This window comes from Leptospira licerasiae serovar Varillal str. VAR 010 (assembly GCF_000244755.1).
Lineage (GTDB): Bacteria > Spirochaetota > Leptospiria > Leptospirales > Leptospiraceae > Leptospira_B > Leptospira_B licerasiae.
The window spans coordinates 1,284,390-1,302,976 of the sequence record NZ_AHOO02000005.1 but is presented as its reverse complement, the minus strand read 5'-3'; the positions used below and the strand labels follow the sequence as shown (position 1 = coordinate 1,302,976).

Below are 18,587 nucleotides of genomic sequence, written 5' to 3'. Positions count from 1 at the left end.
GGCGGGGGCCGCCCTTCCAACCCATGTTGGAACTCCAACAAAAGATTTTATTGTTCACGCAGAGTTGCAAAGATCTTAGTGCAAACTCTTTGTGTTTCGGGTCGCTGCGGAAGGGATACGCAGGGCGCAAGTCCGGCTTACCGGATGAGTGCGAATGCACGAACCCGAAGTAGCCCGTCCGAACGAAGTGAGGAACCGCCCAAAAAATAAAAAAAGCCCTCCGAAGAGGGCTTTCAAATCGAAGAAAGTAGAAGAAACTTTTAAACGAAGAACTTCTTTGTGAATTGAAGCATCTTATCCACGAAACCTGTGTAAGGTGGATATAACATTTCAATCGAAGAGAACGGAGCTTGTTTGAATACAGACTTCTCATGAGAGAATGTTCTGAATCCCCACCATCCATGATAGCTTCCGTGTCCGGAATGGTTGATCCCTCCGAATGGTAGGTTCGGGTTGGCCAAGTGTACGATAACGTCATTCACTGCAGCTCCTCCGGAAGATGTTTCCTTCAGGACCTTGTTGATGTATTTGTTATTGCTTCCGAACACATAGAGCGCGAGCGGCTTCGGTTTAGATAAAACCTTTTCCACTGCTTCGTCCAGGTTTTTGTATGTTAGGATAGGTAGCACCGGTCCAAAGATCTCATCTTCCATGATCCTTGCGCTTTCAGGCACGTTAGCGATTAGAGTCGGTTCGATATAGTTCTGAGAAGAATCCGTTTCTCCTCCCATCACTACTTTGCCGCCTTTTTCAACCGCTTCATGGATATATCCTGAAACTCTTTGGAAGTTTCTTTGGTTTACTAAACGACAGAAGTCTTTGTTGTTCTTGATATCTGCAGAAGTTTCTCCGTAAAAAGATTTTACGGCAGCCTTAGCTTGTTTTACGAATTCTTCCGTTTGTCCTTCCGGTAAAAGTAGATAGTCAGGCGCGACACAAGTCTGTCCCGCATTCATGATCTTTCCCCATACCAATTTTTGGGCCGCTTTTTTCAGATTCGCCCCAGGCACGATGATAGCAGGAGATTTTCCTCCCAATTCCAGAGTAACTGTGGAAAGATTTTTGGCGGCTGCCGCCATTACGATCTTTCCTACATGAGTACTCCCTGTGAAGAAAATATGATCAAAAGGTAACTCCATTAGAGCCGTGGAAACAGTATGATCTCCTTCGAATACTGCAACTTCCTCTTCTCGGAAAGTTTCTTTTACAAGTTTAGTGAGTAGTTTAGAAGTTTCAGGCGTAAACTCGGAAGGTTTAATAATCGCAGTGTTTCCCGCTGCAAGCGCCGCAGTCAAAGGTGCGATCGCAAGATAAAACGGATAGTTCCAAGGGGAAATGATCAACGTTACTCCCTTTGGTTCGTAAGAAATGGAACTTCTTGCTCCGAAGAGCGAAACAGGAGTTTTTACCCTTTCCGGCTTCATCCAAGTTTTTACGTGACGGATCGCATCTTTAAGTTCAGCGATAGAAGGCATAACTTCAGTCAGATCCGTTTCGTGAGGAGCTTTTCTAAAATCGTTCTGTAGCGCTTGCTTGATCTCTGGGGTCAGCCTTTCCACTGCTGCGAGTAATTTTTTCAATAATACGACTCGATCCTTCGCCTTGGATACTTTCAGAACCTTGTGAAAATGACGTTTTTGGGCATCGAATACTCTTTGCATTTCCTTAGGGTTTGCAGCGGGAAAAGAAGCCATTCCGCTCGACGCGGAAGAGACTGAGCTCGCCGGTTGTGTAGCTGTGCTGGACATGAGGGGTCTCCTAAAGTTCTAACATTCTTCCGGAAATCCGGACTGGTAGAGAACCAAGGTATAATTTCATCAAATTTAGGATTTTGACGCAACCTTTTTATTGAATGATCATTCCGTAACTTTTGAAGAAAAAGTCCCCTATCTGGACCAAAGTCGCTTTTTATTCAACCCGTTATGATAAAAATTTTCCTACCTGAACAAGTGATAGATTAGTCCAAAAGGATTAATGGCCTCTGACGTTTTTGGAAATTTATTTCTGACAAGAAACGTAAGATTAATTTTTTACTCGGTTTTTTTTTCAATGTTTGATCCGTATAATTCGCTTAGCAGATCCTTATTTTTCATATATAAGTTTCGCGAATTCTTGACAGAGACCACTAACGTTTTTCAGAGTTACATGATATGAGCCAAGGGAAAACCCTAGAACTTTTCCATCACAAAGACCAAGGTATTTTCAGCAATCTGAAGGACCTGAATCATCCTATTTCGGAAAACACTCCGTTTCATTTTAAATTTTTCAATCTTACTGAGAGTGTGGATAGCGTTCTCTCCAAAACCTTGGATCGTTATCTTTTACATTTAGATATCATCTTTGTAAGGGATTCGGTTCTTGCAGCTTTGAAAGAGACGATTACGAATACAATTAAGGCAAATATCAAAAGGATCTATTTTAGAGAACTCCAGGCTGATATTCAAAATCCAAGCGTATATCGCAGCAAGATCACAGGCTTCAAAAAAACATATCTGGACAATAAGGAGAAGTATGAAGATCTTCTCTTTAAAAATAACTACGTTGTCCTAGTCTCTTTCATTCACAATAAGGATGCGATCCGCATTCGAGTGATGAATAACGTAAAACTCAGTCCCGAAGAAGTGGACCGTATCAACGAAAGGATCGAAAAAGCAAAAACGTATAACGATCTTGCGGAAGCTTTTTTAGAAAAAGGCGACGAAACAGAAGGCGCGGGCCTTGGACTGATCATGACCCTCATGATGTTGAAAAACGACGGTCTAGGCGCAAGTTCCTATAAGGTAGAAAGCCAGGGAAATAATACCTCGGTAATCATCGACATTCCTATCCGTATCCAAAAAGAGAATGTTCAAATCCAAAAAGCGGAAGAAATTATCAAAGAAGTAGATCAACTTCCTACTTTCCCGAAAGCGATCCAAGATATCCAATCCGCAATCGACAAACCGAATTCAAGTATCGGCCAGATCGCAGAGATGGTGAAAAAGGACGTAGCTCTTTCCGCAAACATCCTGAAATTATCCAACTCTGCAGCATTCCGCAGAGGTAACAAAGTAGAATCTTTGGACAGAGCGATCCAGCTCATCGGTTTAAAAGAGTTACAGGTCTTATTATATTCTCTCGGAACAAAACAGATACTTGAAAACAAGTTCCCGGCATTCTTAACGATTTGGGAAAAATCGAATCAGTGTGCATATTATTGCAAATTGATCGCTCAAAGATTAAATCTTCCTAAAGACTCTATGAGTAATTTGATGTCGGCAGCGCTTCTTCACGATATAGGAGAGATCATACTTCTTTCCTTGGAACAAGAGCGTATGGGTAAGATCCAAAATTATTCCGCATCTAAGGAAATCGCATCTTCTTTATCTATGGAAGAGGCGGCATTCGGTATCACTCACACTAAGATCGGCGCCTTGATCGCTGAAAAATGGAATTTCCCCGAACTATATTCCAAAACTATGGAATACCATCATAGACCTCAATTAGCGGAAGAGCAGTACAAGGAGATCATCTTTCCTATTTATCTGGGAGATATGATGATCAAGATAAATAACGAGGAAGCTAAGTTCTCCGAGATCCCTGAAGAAGTCCTAAAGCATTGCAAATTTTTCTCTTCAGGAGATTTCCATTCTTTCCGGACCAAAGCTTTAGAAAGTTTCCAGGCTACTCTTTAATTCGCCGGAATTCCGGCAATTAGAGATCTCTTTCGAACAAAGTACCAAAAATAGTATTAGCCGAAGGTTCTTGTAATCTAAACCTTCGGGTGTATTGCTTATTGGGGGGATATCGGCATAATCATGACATCCGTACGGGTGCATATATGACAAAAAAAATCCTAACATGCTTTTTGGTCTCTCTCAGTATCTCTTTAGTATCATGCACATCTTCCAGCGATCCGAATTATGCCTGGTTGATGAGTTTGGTAGCGGGGTCCTCTGCAGTGCAGGCTCCTTCCGGTCCCACTGATTTCGGAATCGATATTAATGACGAGACGGCTCCCGTTGATTTCGTATTCGATACTACCCGGACAATTACAGTAAACGTTCAAGTGATAGACCCAGTAGCTCCTGTGGACGGGTCCATGGTGCAAGTTACAGTACCTTCTGCTACGCCGGGTGCCGCTAGTAATAAATCCGTTTTTAAAGCATATACGAATCCAAACGGAGAAGTTACAGGTAGTTTTACGATAGATGCCGATACCAAAACGGTTCATCTCACTGTAGAAGCTTACGGCAAATTTTACGAAGCGGATATTTCTATCGTAACGGTAAGCAAGGTGGACAGAAGGATTTCCATAGGGTTTACTGCAACGGTCCAACAAATCATCGATAGTGATGGGGATGGCGTCCAAGACTTCGAAGATGTATTCCCGAACGATCCTACAAGAGTTAGCTCGATCCGTGTTCCTGCGGTGGATTATTATACAACTTCGTATGAAGACTTATTTCCTAAACAAGGGGATGCAGACTTCAACGACTATGTGATCCGTTCTTATTTCGAAGAAGACTTGAACAAATTCGGCGAAGTAGTGCGAGTAAGAGGTTATTTCACTCACGTTGCAAAAGGTGCAGGATACAATCATACTCTTCGTTTCGGATTACCGGGAGCAAGTGTGACAAGTTATTCCCTTCTTCGTTATGCAGCAGATGGAACAACCTTGGAAGAAAATCTAAGTGGAACTCCAACATCGATTGCCGACCTGGAAATTTTAGGAAATAGCTCCACTACAATTTCCAAATCGAACGCATCCAGAACGGACACTACCTTCGTAAAAGGTAAAACGGCAAAACTAGAAGTAATCCTTTCCGCTCCTATTTCTAAACTGGTACTTGGACCTGCTCCTTACGACACGTTCATAAGAGTGATCAATACCGGTAAAGATATACATGCAGCGGGAAAATATTTCGATTCGGAAGGTAAGGACATTTACCGAGATGCTACCGGATTCCCTTGGGTGCTTCTTGTACCTGGAAACTTCCAATGGCCTTACGAAGCTACTGACATACGTAAGTCTTATCCTACTTTCAAAACTTGGTATGAATCTCTTGGGACCGCCGATACGGATTGGTTCCGAACTCCGAATACTTCGGATGTGTTTCCGGCAACGCCCTAATTTGGGACTCCTGAAAGAGTAAAAGCAACCTACCCCTTCCCTCATTCGGCCGAGGGGAGGGGATTTTTTCCTTTTCGATCCGAATGCCAGACTATATCCTGAACTTTAAGTGGCTTCAGGACTTCTCAAACGAAAAGAAACAAAACAATCAGGTTCAGCCTCCGGTAAGGAACAGGCCTCTAAATTTCTATCCTTGGTAGAAGAGATCTCCCCTATTGTAGCCTTGGACGAAAACAATATAGTCCGATTTGCAAATGCATCCTTTAAAAAAGAATTCAGACTAAGATTCGCTAACCCAGCGGGGAAAAACCTATTCAATCTATTAAAATTAGATTCGAAAGAAGAAGCCAACCTAAGAGAAAATCTTCATAAAGCCCTCAAAACGAAATTACAAAACCAGGAATTCAAAAAAGGGAAAAAGTCCTACGGATATTCTATCTTCAGATTTAAAGATAGTCTTGGTATGATCTTAAAGGACATCACTGAGAACAAAAAGTTGGAGAAGAAGATCGCAACTCTACACACACAAGTGCTCGCCTCCCAAGAAGAAGAAAGATCCAGACTCGCAAGAGAACTCCATGATGGAGTCGGTCAACTTATACTCGCGGCAAAATTACATTTCCAAGCTTATCAAAAATCGGAGAAGGAACATCCGGAATCTTTCGGTTCCGGCTTAGGACTCATCGATCGTGCTAGCCAAGAACTCCGCGAAATTTACACAAATTTGCAACCTTCTTCCTTAAAAGAACTCGGGTTGGAAGCCGCATTAAGTTCTCTAGCAAACCAAATTTTTCCGATACAAAAAATAAAAGTAAAATCCGAGTTTAAAGTTCCCGAAAAAATCCCACAGGAAATACAGAACCAAGTTTTCAGAATATTACAGGAAATTTGCGCGAACATTCTGAAACATTCCCAAGCGAATAAAGTGGAGTTAAAGATCTTTTCGGAAAAAGATACTTTGGTAGTTTCTGCAAAAGATAACGGAAAAGGATTTAAAGAAAAAGAAGCCAGAATAAAGTCTACCGGATACGGATTGGAAAATATTCGGAGAAGAACCGAGGACCTGAACGGTACTCTTTTTTTAGAAACGGAACCTAATAAAGGCACTAAATACGTGCTTAGGATCCCGTTAAAAAAACGTTCCAAGGAGAAAGTATGAACGCCCAACCCTCCGTTTGCAAACTCTATCTTGTAGACGACCACGCTATCTTAAGAGAAGGTCTTAGACTGATCATTTCCGGACAAAACGATCTGGAGATCATCGGCGAAAATGGAAACGCCGAACAGGCGCTAGACGAAATCGGTAAATTAGAACCCGACATTCTGATCACAGATATCTCTATGCCGGGAGTAAGCGGAATAGATCTAGTCAAGGGAGTCAAAAGATACTATCCCAAAGTACAGGTCATCATTCTATCCAGACATGATAACGAAGAATATATCCAAAAGCTGGTGGATTTAGGGATCAACGGTTACGTTCTAAAAGACGACGCGGGAGAGGATCTACTCAGAGCGATAGATGCTGTCCGCAGAAAAGAAACTTACCTAAGCCCGAGAATCGCAACCAGAGTTCTTTCAGGAATAGGCCGCAAAAAAACGGGAGAACTTCAGGAAGAAGGTCCATCCGTATTCTCAGTACTTTCCGACAGAGAAAGACAGATCTTAAAATTGATCTCAGAGGGGAATTCCAACGAGAAGATCGGAAAACTTCTTCATATCTCTCCTGCAACAGTAAAGGTGCATAGAGCAAACATTATGAAGAAGTTGGACTTACACAAGGTAGCAGACTTAGTAGTCTACGCGATCCGAGCAGGAATCGTAGAGAGTTAATTTCTAACGCAGAGTAAACCTTTAGGCTGATCGCATCCATCCGAGAAGCCTTGGTTGAATCCACCGATGGTATTATCGGTCGGAGCCCCATATTCTCCGAAATCCGTCGGCGCGGAACTTCCCCAATTTTGGCAAACATCTGTGCTAAGTCCAAAACTCATACTGATACCTGTCCAATAATTTCCTGATCCAGGGATCCCGGTCGCACTATCCATCGGGATTGTAGGAAGTCCGGAACCATTTGTATGAAAGATCAAGGTCTGTCCTGGGTTCATTGCGTAATAATTCGTATTCGGAAGTAAGGGCCATCCGGTCCCACCAGGTACTCTGGAAGAAGAAGCGATCAACGCCATATATTCCAAAGCGGATCCTGGTAGGTCAGGAACTTCGGAAGTTTTTGCACTTTGGCAAATGAGATCCGCGCCTCCAATGCCGCCTAAATTCCCAGTGTTGGTAGAGGTAGTAACGAACAGGTAACGTGTCTTACCTAGAAGTCCTAGTAAAATGAGTTCATCTCCGCCAGGAAAGGGCTTGGAACAAGAAAAACTAAAAAGTCCGGAAAGGAGAACGAGTATTACAGAAATTCGAAGAGCCATAGATCAAAAGCTCCTTGTATATTGGACTTCCCATCTGTTCTGAGAAAATCCGGTATTTGCAAAAGTATTTTGATTTCCACCTCTGTCAGGGCCCATTTTGAACTGAACTGTATCCCCTTGGGGAAGTTTATTTTCCAACCAAAGAGAAAGTGCAACGCTCAATACCGCAACTCCGCCGATGAGAGCCTGATTGTTTTGATGCATTTCATATTCTTTCTTATCGTTTTCCCTTGCCTGCCAAAGATAAAGAGTAAATGAAGAAGGTAGATTTAAACTTAAAACCGCAATATTCATCGGGTCGTTTAACGGTTTTGAGGCGAGAATATTCCCCGCTTCTCTCTCGGAATTTCCAAGATAAGCAAGCGTTCCGAGCCAGACCCAAATACTGTAGGACTTCCAACGTTCCCCTTTGGAATAATATCCCGTTCCGGGTATCCAGACAAATTTAGAAGTTTTGATTCCTTTGTTTGCCTCTTCCTTTTCCGCCATAGCAACTGCCTTAGGACGGTCTTGTTCTACTTTAAAATTAGTCCAAGGAGTATAAGAAGAAGGTTTCCCGAATCTATTAAGCGCGGCGATCCTATATTCGTAAGTTCCTGCCTCCAAGGAAAATTCGATCTCGTTCTCGGAGACTTTCTTTTCTAAAAATAATTCCTGAGGAGGTTCAGTTTTTCGGACTTCTACCACGTAACCTCGGCTTCCCTTTACTTCTTTCCATTCTATATAATAGACGAAGCTTTTCTTTTCGGCAAAAATTCCCGAAGTTATGGAAAAGAATATTAGAATAAAATGAAATACTATAGCGAAAGTTTTTCCGCGGAACAAGAACATGCCTTCTCCTTAAGGGCGGGCGCCACTGGATTTTGTTTCCGGAGCTTCCAATTCTTCCCTAAGTAATATTTTGAAATCCGCTTCCGATCTTAGGCCGGGGTCTGCATCCGATTCTATGGTCCAACGAAATGTTCCCACATCCAGTTTTTCCAAGTCTTTGAACACTAACCTGTCACCTTTTGTCTTTTTTTCGTAGATTAGCTCGTCGCCTGAGCCTCTCTTATAGAAAAGACGAAATTTCCATTCGCTTTGTTTCTGTTTGGCGGAGAATTTCCAACGGAAAGAGATACTTTCTTTTCCGGTCATGTCCACCAAAGCGCCGTTTTTCGGGAAATCTACGGATAGATCCGAACTTTGTTGTGTCTCCGTAACTGTTAAAGCGGTTTCCTGTTTTTGCTCCGCAACCTGGATCACAGGTAGAGAGATGGAAAATTTTCGTACTTCCGAAAATGTTTCCGTCCCGGGAAGATTTGTATAAGACTGCACTCTCCAATAATAAGTCCCTGGATCTAGAGTGAGCGAAAAATTCGTGCGGAATACTTGGGTTTCCGAAACGGACCCGAAATTCGGATCGGTAGAGATCTGCAATTTGTAACCGCTTGCTATCTTTTGTTTTGCCCAAGAGAAGGCGACAGTCCTATCTTCTTGAGAAAGATCTTTTTTAGGATAATGTAGTTCCACAGGAAAGTTGGGAAGAACCCTGAACTTTCGGACTTCGGATATTTTTTTGCCATCTTTGGAGTTAATCCTCCAATAGTAGATACCTTCAGGAAATTTCTGTTTATAATAAGGCTCTTTAGAAGGTCTTTTCGAAATATACACTGAGAAATCCCGTCTAGGAGAAATTTCTAATATACCTTCTTCTCCTCCTTCCCAACGGAACTCAACCATCTGCTCTAATTCCGCAGGAAAATAGCGATGAGAATCTTCAGGACCTATAAGACTCCAGTTTTGATTCAGTTTATTTCCGTTTAGGGAACTTTCTTTTTCGACTAACGTTTGTTTAACGGTCCCATTTTCGGACCATTCTACTTGTCCTCTTTCAACATCTACTCTGGTACCGTTCTCATTTCTGGTGACCTGGAATTTAGAACCTAGTTCCGCTTCTAAGCCGACAGTTCCGGCGATCACGGAAAGGACTTTTTTTCCGCTCTCTACTAATATATTTCCTTCATTCAGATCTAAATTTTCCTTATTCTCCTTTAACTGGAGAACCACCATAGACTGAGGATCCAATTCTATCCGAGTACCTGATTTTAGGAACACTACCGCTTCCGATGCCTCGTCTGTTCGGATGGAGTCCCTGTCGTAGACTGGCATCCCTTGTTCCAGATCTTCCCATAACATTCTGTCAGGAAATTTTCTTTGTGCAGTTTTGTATCGGAAAGAGACGGTTCCCATGATCTCTTTTCCTACTCCTCCATTCGATTTGGATTCGAAATAAAGAAGATACAGAGATAGAAAGAGTACAACAAAGCAGCCGATGCCCACCTGCCATTCTCTTTTGTAAATTCTCCAATCCATATCTTAATCCGCTACTGCCTTGGAAGGGGAATCAGGCTCAGGTATTCCACAAATTCTGCGGAGTTCCTGTAAGTTTTTAGGACAGTCAGGATCTTCTAACCAACCTAATACTGCATAGAGTTGTTGGGGTTTTTCTTTTCCTCGTATCCAAACAGGAGGAAGTGTTTCGAATTTATAATGATCCTTTACTTTTTCATAAGATGTTTCCGAGACCAGTATGTCCGTTCCGAAATCTTTTGTTAAGTATTCGATACGGGATGCAAGATTGACTGCGTCCCCGATAACAGTGAACTCCAGTTTTTTTTCCGAACCTATCTGACCGACTACCACCGGGCCGGTATTGATCCCGCATCCGAATCTTGCTTGAGGTCTTCCGATCTCGCTTCCGATCCGATTGAATTCCATCAGTGCGTTTCTCATTAGTAATGCGGAATTGATCGCATTCCTGGCATCGTTCTCATCCGTGTACAACGCGCCCCAATGAGCCATGATCGCATCTCCGATAAACTTATCCACAATCCCTTCTGTGAGATAGATACATTCCACCATCTCGGTGAAGTAAGCGTTTAAAAAATCCACTACCTCGCTTGGTTTTAATTTTTCGGACATCCCGGTGAAGTTCCTTAAATCGGAGAAGAATACCGTTACATCTTTGGTAACCCCGCCTAAAGGCATATCTCCCGCAAGCGCTCTTTCTGCGATCTCCTTGTTCACGAATTTTCCGAAAGTGTCTTTGATCTTTTCTCTTTCTTCTAGTCCGTGTGCCATCTTGAGGAATGAATTTGTCAGAACTCCAACCTCGTCTCTCGTAACAGGTTTAATCCCTACCTTATAATTTCCTCTCTCGATCTGTCTAGTTGCGCTCAATAAATTGATAAGAGGAACCGTTAATGTTCTGGAGAATAGGAAAACGACTAAGAACGCGAGGCTCAGTACCGAGATTAGAATATAAAAGTTCTGTCTTCTTATCTTATATACCGCTTCGAAAGCTTTATCCGCTTCGATAGACGATACTACTGCAAGGTTTCCATCTTCTAATTGTTGAAAAGATCCTAAAGTTTCTTTTCCTTCGAAGATGGAAGTTTGTGAGCCGTTATCCGCGGGGCTTCTTAATAAGAATTGGACTAACGGATTTTTAGAATAATCTTTTGCGGAAACAGTCTCGGATTCTTCCGTGTGAGCGATCAATCTTCCTCTGGAGTCCACTACCCAAATTGCGAATAATTCGGTTTGTAAAGCGGACCTAGCCGCTTCCCAAAGATCTTGAGGAGAAATTAAGAAGAAGCCATTCCCTTTTCCGGAAAGATCCTTCTCTATAAAAAGTACTGCAGGAAATCCAAACTTAGAGCTGACATTCTCCAATCGTGTGGAATCGAATTCGGAAGCGAAAAATTTTTCTTTTTCTTCCTTAGGGATAGAAACCCATAAAGCGCGGACCTCATCTTCTTCTTTCCTAAGGTCTCTTAAAAATTTTGGATTAAAAGTTAATGCCGATTCTCCTTGCTCGTATTTTCCCCAAGCCAAAATTTTAGGATGAGTAGCGAAGTAGCCGGCAATATGAGTAGGAGCTGTGATCTTTCTTGAATCGGAACCTTTGGAAGGACGAATATTCCATTTATCCGCAAACTCAGTTGATTTAGCGGAAAGTTCTTTGATCCTAAGGCCTACTTGTAGTCCGGTTAATCTAGCCAAACTCAAGTTATATTCTTGGATAAGTGATACCGTATAGTTCCGGAAAAGATTCGTAGCGAGCCCTATCACAAGCCCCATACTCACTACTACGATCGCGGAAACGATCGCAAGAAGTTTGACCCGAATCGTGATCCTAGAAGCTTTAAAATCTTCTCCATGATTTTTAAGAGGTTCTTGTTTTTCTTTTTTGGGTTTTTCGGAAGTTATATTAGGAGAATATGGTGTATATGCTTTGGTAGAACCTTCTTTTTTGCCAGAAAGGATCTCCTGCATCAATTTTACGAATTCATTAGATTCGTTTTCGGAATAACAAACTAACACCGAACCCAAATGAGATCTAAGAAAACGATCCAATTTTCGGGCCGAATCCGGAGAAGAACGGAACTTTGCTCCATCCATCGTAGAAAGTCGGATCTTATCTTCCTGGAGTTTTTTAACCAGATCCCTGAATACCTGGCTATTTTTCCAACCGCTTGCTTCCGATTTCGTTCCCCAAAAAACTACCTCTTGGATACCTCTTGTGTGTATCTCGTCCATCCATTCGGAAAGATTTCCGCCTTCTTCCGGAAATTGTCTAGAGTATGCGGACATAGTGTCCGTCAGAGGAACTTCTAAAATTTGATTTTTCCCGACTCCCTCTTGCATGGGGATAGGAGTCTCTAAAATCTATCTAGTTTGTCATTACAAAATCCAATTTTATCTCTCTTTAGATTTGCCCTCGGTTTGCCACATAATTCGGGACTTCCATTTTTTCTTTTCTAGAAAATACTTCCTCGTAATTTAGGAGAATGATTTGGATGGACTCAGTTTTAGGTTCAAATTGGTTGCTAGGAGTAATTTCGGTTATTTCCGGAATTCTTTTGGGTTATCTTTTTGGCTGGTTCATAGTTCCAAGGCTCGCAAAAACTCTCACAAAAGATCAGCTAGATACAAACCATCCTCTTTACACGGCTCTTCTCTCCTTAGTTAGATTTTCCTTTTTTATCTTTGGATTATATACCGCTCTTAGATTCTTGAGGTTGGAAACTTCCGTAGAAGAGAAAATTTCTCTCTATCTGAAAGTTTTTGGGATCTTGATTTTCACATTTTCCTTTGCAAGAGTCGGTTCAGGAGCTTTCACTTTATATTCTTCAAAGGCGGAAGGACTTCTGCCCTCCGCATCCATATTAAACAATATAGTTAGAATGCTGATCTTACTCACTGGAGGTTTGGTCGCATTACAAACTTTAGGCATTTCCGTTACCCCTGCCTTGACCGCATTGGGTGTGGGAGGTCTCGCGTTCGCATTAGGTTTGCAGGAAACCCTTTCCAATTTATTTGCAGGACTTGGAGTTTTACTAGGTAAAAAAGTTTCCGTAGGAGATTATATTTCTTTAGAAACGGGAGAAGAAGGTCTGGTAGAAGATATCAACTGGAGAACCACTTCTCTCAAAAAAGGGAACGGAAGTACGATCGTCATTCCGAATGCGAAGATGTCCAAGACTACGTATACAAATTACAGTCTTACTAACACAGGACTCCGGACTGAATTAGAGATTAGCATTCCTAAAGAAGGAAATTTAGAGAAGTTGGAATCCATCATTAATCACGCTGCAAACTTTTCTTTAACTCAGATCTACGGAAAAAGCGGTTATAACGAATCCAAAATTTCATTTCGGTATATTTCTTTCGGGGAATCTAATATCGATTTGGTGGTCTATCTTCCTCTAAAAAAAATAGACGACTCCGGACAAATTAAATCTCTTTTCATAAAATCCTTGCATTCTCAATTTAGATCGGAAGGAATCGATAGCATATCCGCGAAATCAGTAAAATAATCCGAAGCGGGCTAATCTATTCGCGGAAATCAGTCGTAATAGAGATCGTATGCGAAACGTTTTAGAGAACAAACTTTGGTTTTACGTTCATGTCCTAAGCTTGGATATCTGCCTTGGCGTTTTAGGTTCCGGGGCCTTGGCTACAGTAGTGACAGGCGCCAAGATGAAAACGGTATGGTGGTTCCTTCTGCCTTTAAGCGTTTGGGTCATCTATACTTTAGATCATTTATTGGATGGAAAGAACGTTGGAGAAAACTCCATCAACCCGCGTCACAAATTCCACTACGATCATTCTAAAATTTTAACAATACTCTGCACAATCGCTGCAATCATCTCCGCAGTTCTCGCATTCTTATTATTGAGAGAGATCGTTCTATTAGGCGGAGTATTATTAGCGACGCTAGCGATTCTTCATTTAGGGATCGCTCGTTGGGGAAAAATACGTTTCGGAAAAGAATTTTCGGTGGCATTGATCTACACATTAGGAGTTTGGTTCGGCCCTTTACTGGTTGTAGGATTTCGATCATGGACGGTTCCGATTCTTCTTTTTTTATTCTTCTTAGGCACTGTTCTAAATTTGGTTATGAACTCTCTCATGGAGGCAGAGTTAGACGCCAAAGAAGGCCAGGTTTATCTATTAGGAGTTCTTTCTCCTAAACTCGCCAAGGAGTGGGTGTTACGATTGTCCTTGCTTGGATTTCTGGCTGCCTTAGTATTGGCCGGCGGAATACGGAAATGGGCGCCGGGCACCTCGGTTTCGGCCTCTTTGGTGATCGCTCTGATCTGTGCTGTTCCGGGAGGAATCCTGCGTTACGCGGATAAATTCCAAGATTCTCAAAAATACAGGATCCTAGGAGAAGGGGTTTTTATCTTGGGACTTATCCCTTGGCTTTTAAACTTCTTTTAGATCCTTTGACCGCCTAAGAAATTTAATATCGGAGACAAATATGGGAGAATTTTTCAAAGACAAAGTCGTATGGATCACAGGAGCTTCTTCCGGGATCGGCGAATCATTAGTAAAAGAAGCCGCAAGGAGAGGAGCAACTTTAGTTCTTTCTTCCAGAAGAGAAAAAGAATTAAAAAGAGTCCGCAAAGAGAATGGACTAACGGATTCAAATAGTATGATCCTTCCCCTGGATCTAGAAGATTATAAAAAATTAGGAAAAGCTCCAACTCAAGTCATCAAAACTTTCGGAAAGATAGATGTTCTCATCAATAACGGCGGGATCAGCCAACGTTCTTTAGCACATGAAACTTCCCTGGAAACGTACGAGACTTTGATGAAGGTGAACTACTTCGGTAATATTGCATTAACACTAGCGGTCCTTCCTCATATGAGAGAAAGAAAGAAAGGTTGGATTTCCACAATCGCAAGCGTCGCAGGGCTCATTGGAGTTCCCTTGAGAACCGGATATTCTTCCACCAAATTTGCGTTAACCGGATTTTACGAAGCGCTTAGAGCGGAAAATACGAAAGAAAATTTGAAAGTCACTTTGGTATATCCAGGTTTCGTAAAGACTAATATTTCGCATAACGCACTCAAAGGGGACGGAAGTCCGCAAAAGAAAATGGACAAGGTGATCGAGCAAGGCATCGATGCGGACGAATGCGCGCGTAAAATTTTAGATGCGATCGAAAATGAAGATCTGCAAGTGATCATCGCAGGCGGAAAGGAAAAATTCGGTCTATTCCTGAGACATTATTTTCCTAAATTTTTTGCGAAATTCTTATCTAAGACTGCGGTCACCTGAGATAAAGTTTTGGGCGACTTCTCGCTGCGCTCGGACCGCGCTTCTGCGGGCTCGGGCAGTCGCCCTCGTCACTTCGTGACTAAAGCCCTCCGAATCGCTGTCGCGGGGAAAATTTTCGCACAAAGTTCACAGAGCATCAGAACAGTATCGTTACTTTCTCATCTTCCAGACAAACCGTATTTTCTCATTTCGAAACTCTTCCGGATGCGTTTGTTTCGTGATATCCTGGATGTCTTCCCATAGAAGCTCATCAGTATCCAACTTGAACTTTCGAAAATTCGTAGAGAAAAAGAGGATCGCACCGGGTGCGGAAAAATCCCGAAAGATCGAATTTAGTAAAAAAGAATAATCTCTTTGCACATCAAAAATATCTCTCATCTTCTTACTATTGGAGAATGTAGGAGGATCTACTATGATCAGATCGTACTGAGTTCTTTTAGGATTGGTCCTTTCTCTTTTCAACCATTCCGTAATATCTTCTCGGATAAACTCGTGATCTTTTGGGGAAAATCCATTGAGTTCGAAGTTTTCCTTGGACCAGTCCAAATATTTTTGAGAAAGGTCCACACTGGTGATTTTTTTCGCACCACCGTCAGCTGCATAAACTGAGAATGCTCCGGTATAAGAATATAAATTTAGGACATTCTTCCCTGAGGCTTCTTTTCTAAAAAGATCACGAGTGGTTCGGTGATCCAGAAAAAGCCCTGTATCCAGATAATCACTTAAGTTTACCTTAAACTTCAAACCTCCTTCACGCGCCTCGATAGATCTTTCTTGCGCGTCTAACTTTTCGTATTGGAGATTTCCTTTTTTACGTTCTCTGGTTTTCCAAAATAAATTTTCGGGAGCAAGTTGAAGAATTTCGATGATAAAATTGCGAATGGTATTCCGTTCTGATTCTCTCTCATCCTCGGACATCGGATAAGAATTTAGGTATTCGGAAACCAGGCAGTAATTTTCGTAAAGATCAATTACGATCGGAACCTGAGGGATGTCTCGATCGTAGATCCGAAAGCAGGTAATTCCCCTTCTTCTCGCCCATTTTTTCCAATGTTTAGAAATCCTGGTCAAACGATTGGAGAACATTTCTAAATGTTTCATTTCTCCCAAAGTTTCGGATCCACCTCTACTAAGGGATAAACTTTTGCATCCCCGTCATTATAATGCCACCATTCGGAACTAATTTGTTTGAATCCATTCCTTGTTAGAATTCCGACAAGGATCTCCAAATTTTTTGAAACCGACGGTTCCAAGTCTTTACGGAACGGAGAAGCTTTGTATGTAAATTCATCGTAAGCACTCGGCATTTCCAATTCTTTCCCTGCCGAATCGATCAAAGTTAGATCCACTGCTCCACCTCGATTATGAACGGAGCCTCCTTTTGTAGGATTTCCTACATATCTTGGATTAGGGACCTTTTCCCATAAAATCCTTTGTGCATAGGGAGGACGATAACCGTCCCAAATTTTAATCCTGTATCCATAAGTCAGAAATTCCGAGTTGGCAGCTTTTAATTTTTCCGCGGTTTCTTTTCGAAGCAAACAGGTCTGAAAAGGATAGATGACCGAGCCAGTAAAATTCTCCGGAGTAGCATAACGAAGATCGATCTCGATACTTGGATCTATATCTTTTACGTTTACTAATCCTTTTTCGATCTTTAATGATGGCGGGCTTTCTTCCAATTTTAAGACCGGAGGCTTTTCGCAGTGGAAGAAGGTAAGCAGAATTAAGATAAGACCGAAATTGCGGACTCTCATGTAAGAATTGATTTCGGTCCTTAAGCTCTGTGTCAATCAATACTAAGTCACGGGCTTCAGGCGCGTAGCGACTATAGTCTTCCGGCAAACACAAATCTGGCCTTATAATAATTCTCATCTAAAGAATTCACCGTTACACCTTTGACTACGGAAGCATGCACGAATTTTCTATCTTTTAGATAAACTCCTACATGACTGATCTTTTCTCCGTATATATTAAAAAATACTAAATCTCCCTCTTGTAGGTCGGATTCGGAGATCTTTTTGACCTGTTTAGAAATACTTTCAGAGGAACCTGCAATCGTTTTGGAATATGCTTTTTGCACCAAACGTGCCGCAAGACTGGAACAATCTATTCCGGATTCGTCTTTACCGTTGTCTTTATGAGGAGTTCCGATCCAACGTTGGGTTTCCTTGAACAATTCCAAATTGTCCTTGGGCGCAATCTCTAATTTCCAAGTTTCATAAAAATACTTATGAACTTCTTTATCGGATAATGATTTTGCCTGGTCTGCTACGAGTACCAAAGCGAAAAAAGGTATGATCAAAAAAGAAAGCGCTCCCGAATTCGGAAGAACTTTCTCTTTCCATAAAACTAGAATTTTCTGGATTCCGTTCAAGATCATACATATCTGACCCTTTTCCCACGGATTCGGTTTCTTTTTTTTTAGATCTCTTGAGATCGCGCCGACCTTAGACTTAAACCACTTCTATTTTTTATCCGATCTCCCAAACAAACTCCCTGATCTTTTCGCTGACCGTATCAGGCATTGTCCTTTGGATCCAGTGATTGCTATCATAAGTATATTCTTTATAAGAGTCACAAATCCTTTCGTGAAGTCTGTATAACTCGGGTCGGATCGCAAAATCTTTGAGTGGAATTAGTACCTGCACCGGCGCCTTGATATGTTTCGGTTCCGGATACTCCTCCCCTCTGAGTAACTCTCTATATAAATTCACATTGGAAACAGTAGTTGCAACGATCTCCTCTTTGGATTTATTCCTAAGTGTATCGTTTTTGGGAATTCCTCCGGCATTCATCGTATACTTCCAGAAAAATTTGCTGAAAGTTCTCCAGATCCATTCCGGCAAAAAGGGAATTTGAAAATATAGAATGTACCAAGATCTCTTGAGTTGAGAAAGTGCCTTGTACAAAGAGATCGGATTTCCGGAAAGAGCCATTTGAAAAGCACTCCTGCGTCCGAGCACCGGGTGAGGTCCTCCCATAGCCGTATATGATTTTACCCAAACCGATCTTTGTTCGTCCGCAACAAATGCCCAACTGATCAAAGATCCCCAATCATGAGCCACAAGATGTACCGGCTTATTGTTTCCGACAAATCGGATTACTGATTCAAGATCTTCGAATATTCTGCGAACATTATATGCTTTCTGCTTTTTTGGTTTATCGGATCTTCCTGAACCTCTTAGGTCCAGAGCGGCAACATTATAATCCTCTTTTAAGGATTCCATCTGGTAAGACCAGACCCTATGATCGTCAGGATATCCATGAACGAATAAGACCGTGGGTCTGTTCGGCCTTTCTTTCGCTGTATGATTATACTTCACATACAAAGAAACATCGCCGTTATGGACGAAGGTTTCTTTAAAACCTTCGAACTTTTCCTTTTTCACTCCGTTTTCCAGTTGGGTAGCCGCCATATTTTTCGCCTCTT

16 protein-coding genes are annotated in these 18,587 nt (G+C 41.8%); 7 read left to right on the top strand and 9 right to left on the bottom strand.

The annotated features are described in order from the left end of the window. Positions 1–260 precede the first annotated feature (260 nt). Positions 261–1,694 (bottom strand): aldehyde dehydrogenase family protein, encoded by a 1,434-nt coding sequence (locus LEP1GSC185_RS06630; RefSeq protein ID WP_029607845.1) that lies wholly within the window; start codon positions 1,692–1,694, stop codon positions 261–263. Between the two features lie 456 nt (positions 1,695–2,150). On the opposite strand from LEP1GSC185_RS06630, the gene LEP1GSC185_RS06625 reads away from it, so the two are divergent. The 4 genes from LEP1GSC185_RS06625 (at position 2,151) to LEP1GSC185_RS06610 (ending at position 6,943) form a co-directional block, all read left to right on the top strand. After that, the gene (locus LEP1GSC185_RS06625; RefSeq protein ID WP_008594767.1) at positions 2,151–3,674 is read left to right on the top strand and encodes an HDOD domain-containing protein; all 1,524 of its coding nucleotides are present in this window, start codon (positions 2,151–2,153) and stop codon (positions 3,672–3,674) included. 146 nt (positions 3,675–3,820) lie between these two features. Further along, positions 3,821–5,113: an LruC domain-containing protein gene (locus LEP1GSC185_RS06620; RefSeq protein ID WP_008594340.1), complete on the top strand. Its 1,293-nt coding sequence runs from the start codon at positions 3,821–3,823 to the stop codon at positions 5,111–5,113. Between the two features lie 109 nt (positions 5,114–5,222). Then, positions 5,223–6,272 carry a PAS domain-containing sensor histidine kinase gene (locus tag LEP1GSC185_RS06615; RefSeq protein ID WP_008594481.1) on the top strand — a complete coding sequence of 350 codons (1,050 nt, stop codon included), beginning with the start codon at positions 5,223–5,225 and terminating at the stop codon, positions 6,270–6,272. Continuing rightward, positions 6,269–6,943, top strand: a complete 675-nt coding sequence (locus tag LEP1GSC185_RS06610) for a response regulator (RefSeq protein ID WP_008594648.1) — start codon at positions 6,269–6,271, stop codon at positions 6,941–6,943. Before LEP1GSC185_RS06615 ends, LEP1GSC185_RS06610 begins: the two co-directional genes overlap by 4 nt. Here LEP1GSC185_RS06610 and LEP1GSC185_RS06605 read toward each other — a convergent pair. Genes LEP1GSC185_RS06605 through LEP1GSC185_RS06590 form a run of 4 tightly spaced genes read right to left on the bottom strand, consistent with a single transcriptional unit; the run spans position 6,940 to position 12,231 of the window. Further along, a complete protein-coding gene (locus LEP1GSC185_RS06605) occupies positions 6,940–7,539 on the bottom strand; it encodes a DUF1554 domain-containing protein (protein WP_008595196.1) in 600 nt (199 codons plus the stop codon). The two genes, LEP1GSC185_RS06610 and LEP1GSC185_RS06605, sit on opposite strands and share 4 nt — an antisense overlap. A gap of 3 nt (positions 7,540–7,542) precedes the next feature. Then, a complete protein-coding gene (locus tag LEP1GSC185_RS06600; RefSeq protein WP_008595777.1) occupies positions 7,543–8,370 on the bottom strand; it encodes a hypothetical protein in 828 nt (275 codons plus the stop codon). Between the two features lie 9 nt (positions 8,371–8,379). Then, positions 8,380–9,894 (bottom strand): FecR family protein, encoded by a 1,515-nt coding sequence (locus LEP1GSC185_RS06595; protein ID WP_008595785.1) that lies wholly within the window; start codon positions 9,892–9,894, stop codon positions 8,380–8,382. 3 nt (positions 9,895–9,897) lie between these two features. After that, positions 9,898–12,231, bottom strand: a complete 2,334-nt coding sequence (locus LEP1GSC185_RS06590) for an adenylate/guanylate cyclase domain-containing protein (protein ID WP_008594513.1) — start codon at positions 12,229–12,231, stop codon at positions 9,898–9,900. 152 nt (positions 12,232–12,383) lie between these two features. Here LEP1GSC185_RS06590 and LEP1GSC185_RS06585 point away from each other — a divergent pair, with 152 nt between their 5' ends. The 3 genes from LEP1GSC185_RS06585 to LEP1GSC185_RS06575 are packed head-to-tail and all read left to right on the top strand — an operon-like array spanning position 12,384 to position 15,154. Next, positions 12,384–13,403 carry a mechanosensitive ion channel family protein gene (locus tag LEP1GSC185_RS06585; protein ID WP_008594902.1) on the top strand — a complete coding sequence of 340 codons (1,020 nt, stop codon included), beginning with the start codon at positions 12,384–12,386 and terminating at the stop codon, positions 13,401–13,403. A 49-nt stretch (positions 13,404–13,452) separates the two neighbouring features. Next, a complete protein-coding gene (locus tag LEP1GSC185_RS06580; RefSeq protein WP_008593593.1) occupies positions 13,453–14,310 on the top strand; it encodes an LA_0991 family prenyltransferase-like protein in 858 nt (285 codons plus the stop codon). A 40-nt stretch (positions 14,311–14,350) separates the two neighbouring features. Beyond that, positions 14,351–15,154, top strand: coding sequence for an SDR family oxidoreductase (locus LEP1GSC185_RS06575; protein WP_008595235.1), 804 nt, complete (start codon positions 14,351–14,353; stop codon positions 15,152–15,154). 150 nt (positions 15,155–15,304) lie between these two features. Here LEP1GSC185_RS06575 and LEP1GSC185_RS06570 read toward each other — a convergent pair whose 3' ends face one another. The 4 genes from LEP1GSC185_RS06570 to LEP1GSC185_RS06555 form a co-directional block, all read right to left on the bottom strand. After that, positions 15,305–16,255: a class I SAM-dependent methyltransferase gene (locus LEP1GSC185_RS06570; RefSeq protein WP_008594037.1), complete on the bottom strand. Its 951-nt coding sequence runs from the start codon at positions 16,253–16,255 to the stop codon at positions 15,305–15,307. Continuing rightward, a complete protein-coding gene (locus LEP1GSC185_RS06565; protein WP_008595514.1) occupies positions 16,252–16,911 on the bottom strand; it encodes a M15 family metallopeptidase in 660 nt (219 codons plus the stop codon). Before LEP1GSC185_RS06565 ends, LEP1GSC185_RS06570 begins: the two co-directional genes overlap by 4 nt. A gap of 71 nt (positions 16,912–16,982) precedes the next feature. Continuing rightward, entirely contained in the window at positions 16,983–17,537 is a 555-nt protein-coding gene (locus LEP1GSC185_RS06560) for a C40 family peptidase (RefSeq protein ID WP_008594051.1), read from the bottom strand. Between the two features lie 91 nt (positions 17,538–17,628). After that, positions 17,629–18,573, bottom strand: coding sequence for an alpha/beta fold hydrolase (locus tag LEP1GSC185_RS06555; RefSeq protein ID WP_008594931.1), 945 nt, complete (start codon positions 18,571–18,573; stop codon positions 17,629–17,631). Positions 18,574–18,587: the final 14 nt, after the last annotated feature.

Excerpts from the sequence above, each read along its gene's own strand:
- LEP1GSC185_RS06630 (WP_029607845.1), bottom strand. The coding sequence starts at position 1,694 with ATGGCTTCTTTTCCCGCTGCAAACCCTAAGGAAATGCAAAGAGTATTC.
- LEP1GSC185_RS06625 (WP_008594767.1), top strand. The coding sequence starts at position 2,151 with ATGAGCCAAGGGAAAACCCTAGAACTTTTCCATCACAAAGACCAAGGT.
- LEP1GSC185_RS06620 (WP_008594340.1), top strand. The coding sequence starts at position 3,821 with ATGACAAAAAAAATCCTAACATGCTTTTTGGTCTCTCTCAGTATCTCT.
- LEP1GSC185_RS06610 (WP_008594648.1), top strand. The coding sequence starts at position 6,269 with ATGAACGCCCAACCCTCCGTTTGCAAACTCTATCTTGTAGACGACCAC.
- LEP1GSC185_RS06605 (WP_008595196.1), bottom strand. The coding sequence starts at position 7,539 with ATGGCTCTTCGAATTTCTGTAATACTCGTTCTCCTTTCCGGACTTTTT.
- LEP1GSC185_RS06600 (WP_008595777.1), bottom strand. The coding sequence starts at position 8,370 with ATGTTCTTGTTCCGCGGAAAAACTTTCGCTATAGTATTTCATTTTATT.
- LEP1GSC185_RS06595 (WP_008595785.1), bottom strand. The coding sequence starts at position 9,894 with ATGGATTGGAGAATTTACAAAAGAGAATGGCAGGTGGGCATCGGCTGC.
- LEP1GSC185_RS06590 (WP_008594513.1), bottom strand. The coding sequence starts at position 12,231 with ATGCAAGAGGGAGTCGGGAAAAATCAAATTTTAGAAGTTCCTCTGACG.
- LEP1GSC185_RS06585 (WP_008594902.1), top strand. The coding sequence starts at position 12,384 with ATGGACTCAGTTTTAGGTTCAAATTGGTTGCTAGGAGTAATTTCGGTT.
- LEP1GSC185_RS06580 (WP_008593593.1), top strand. The coding sequence starts at position 13,453 with ATGCGAAACGTTTTAGAGAACAAACTTTGGTTTTACGTTCATGTCCTA.
- LEP1GSC185_RS06575 (WP_008595235.1), top strand. The coding sequence starts at position 14,351 with ATGGGAGAATTTTTCAAAGACAAAGTCGTATGGATCACAGGAGCTTCT.
- LEP1GSC185_RS06570 (WP_008594037.1), bottom strand. The coding sequence starts at position 16,255 with ATGAAACATTTAGAAATGTTCTCCAATCGTTTGACCAGGATTTCTAAA.
- LEP1GSC185_RS06565 (WP_008595514.1), bottom strand. The coding sequence starts at position 16,911 with ATGAGAGTCCGCAATTTCGGTCTTATCTTAATTCTGCTTACCTTCTTC.
- LEP1GSC185_RS06560 (WP_008594051.1), bottom strand. The coding sequence starts at position 17,537 with ATGATCTTGAACGGAATCCAGAAAATTCTAGTTTTATGGAAAGAGAAA.
- LEP1GSC185_RS06555 (WP_008594931.1), bottom strand. The coding sequence starts at position 18,573 with ATGGCGGCTACCCAACTGGAAAACGGAGTGAAAAAGGAAAAGTTCGAA.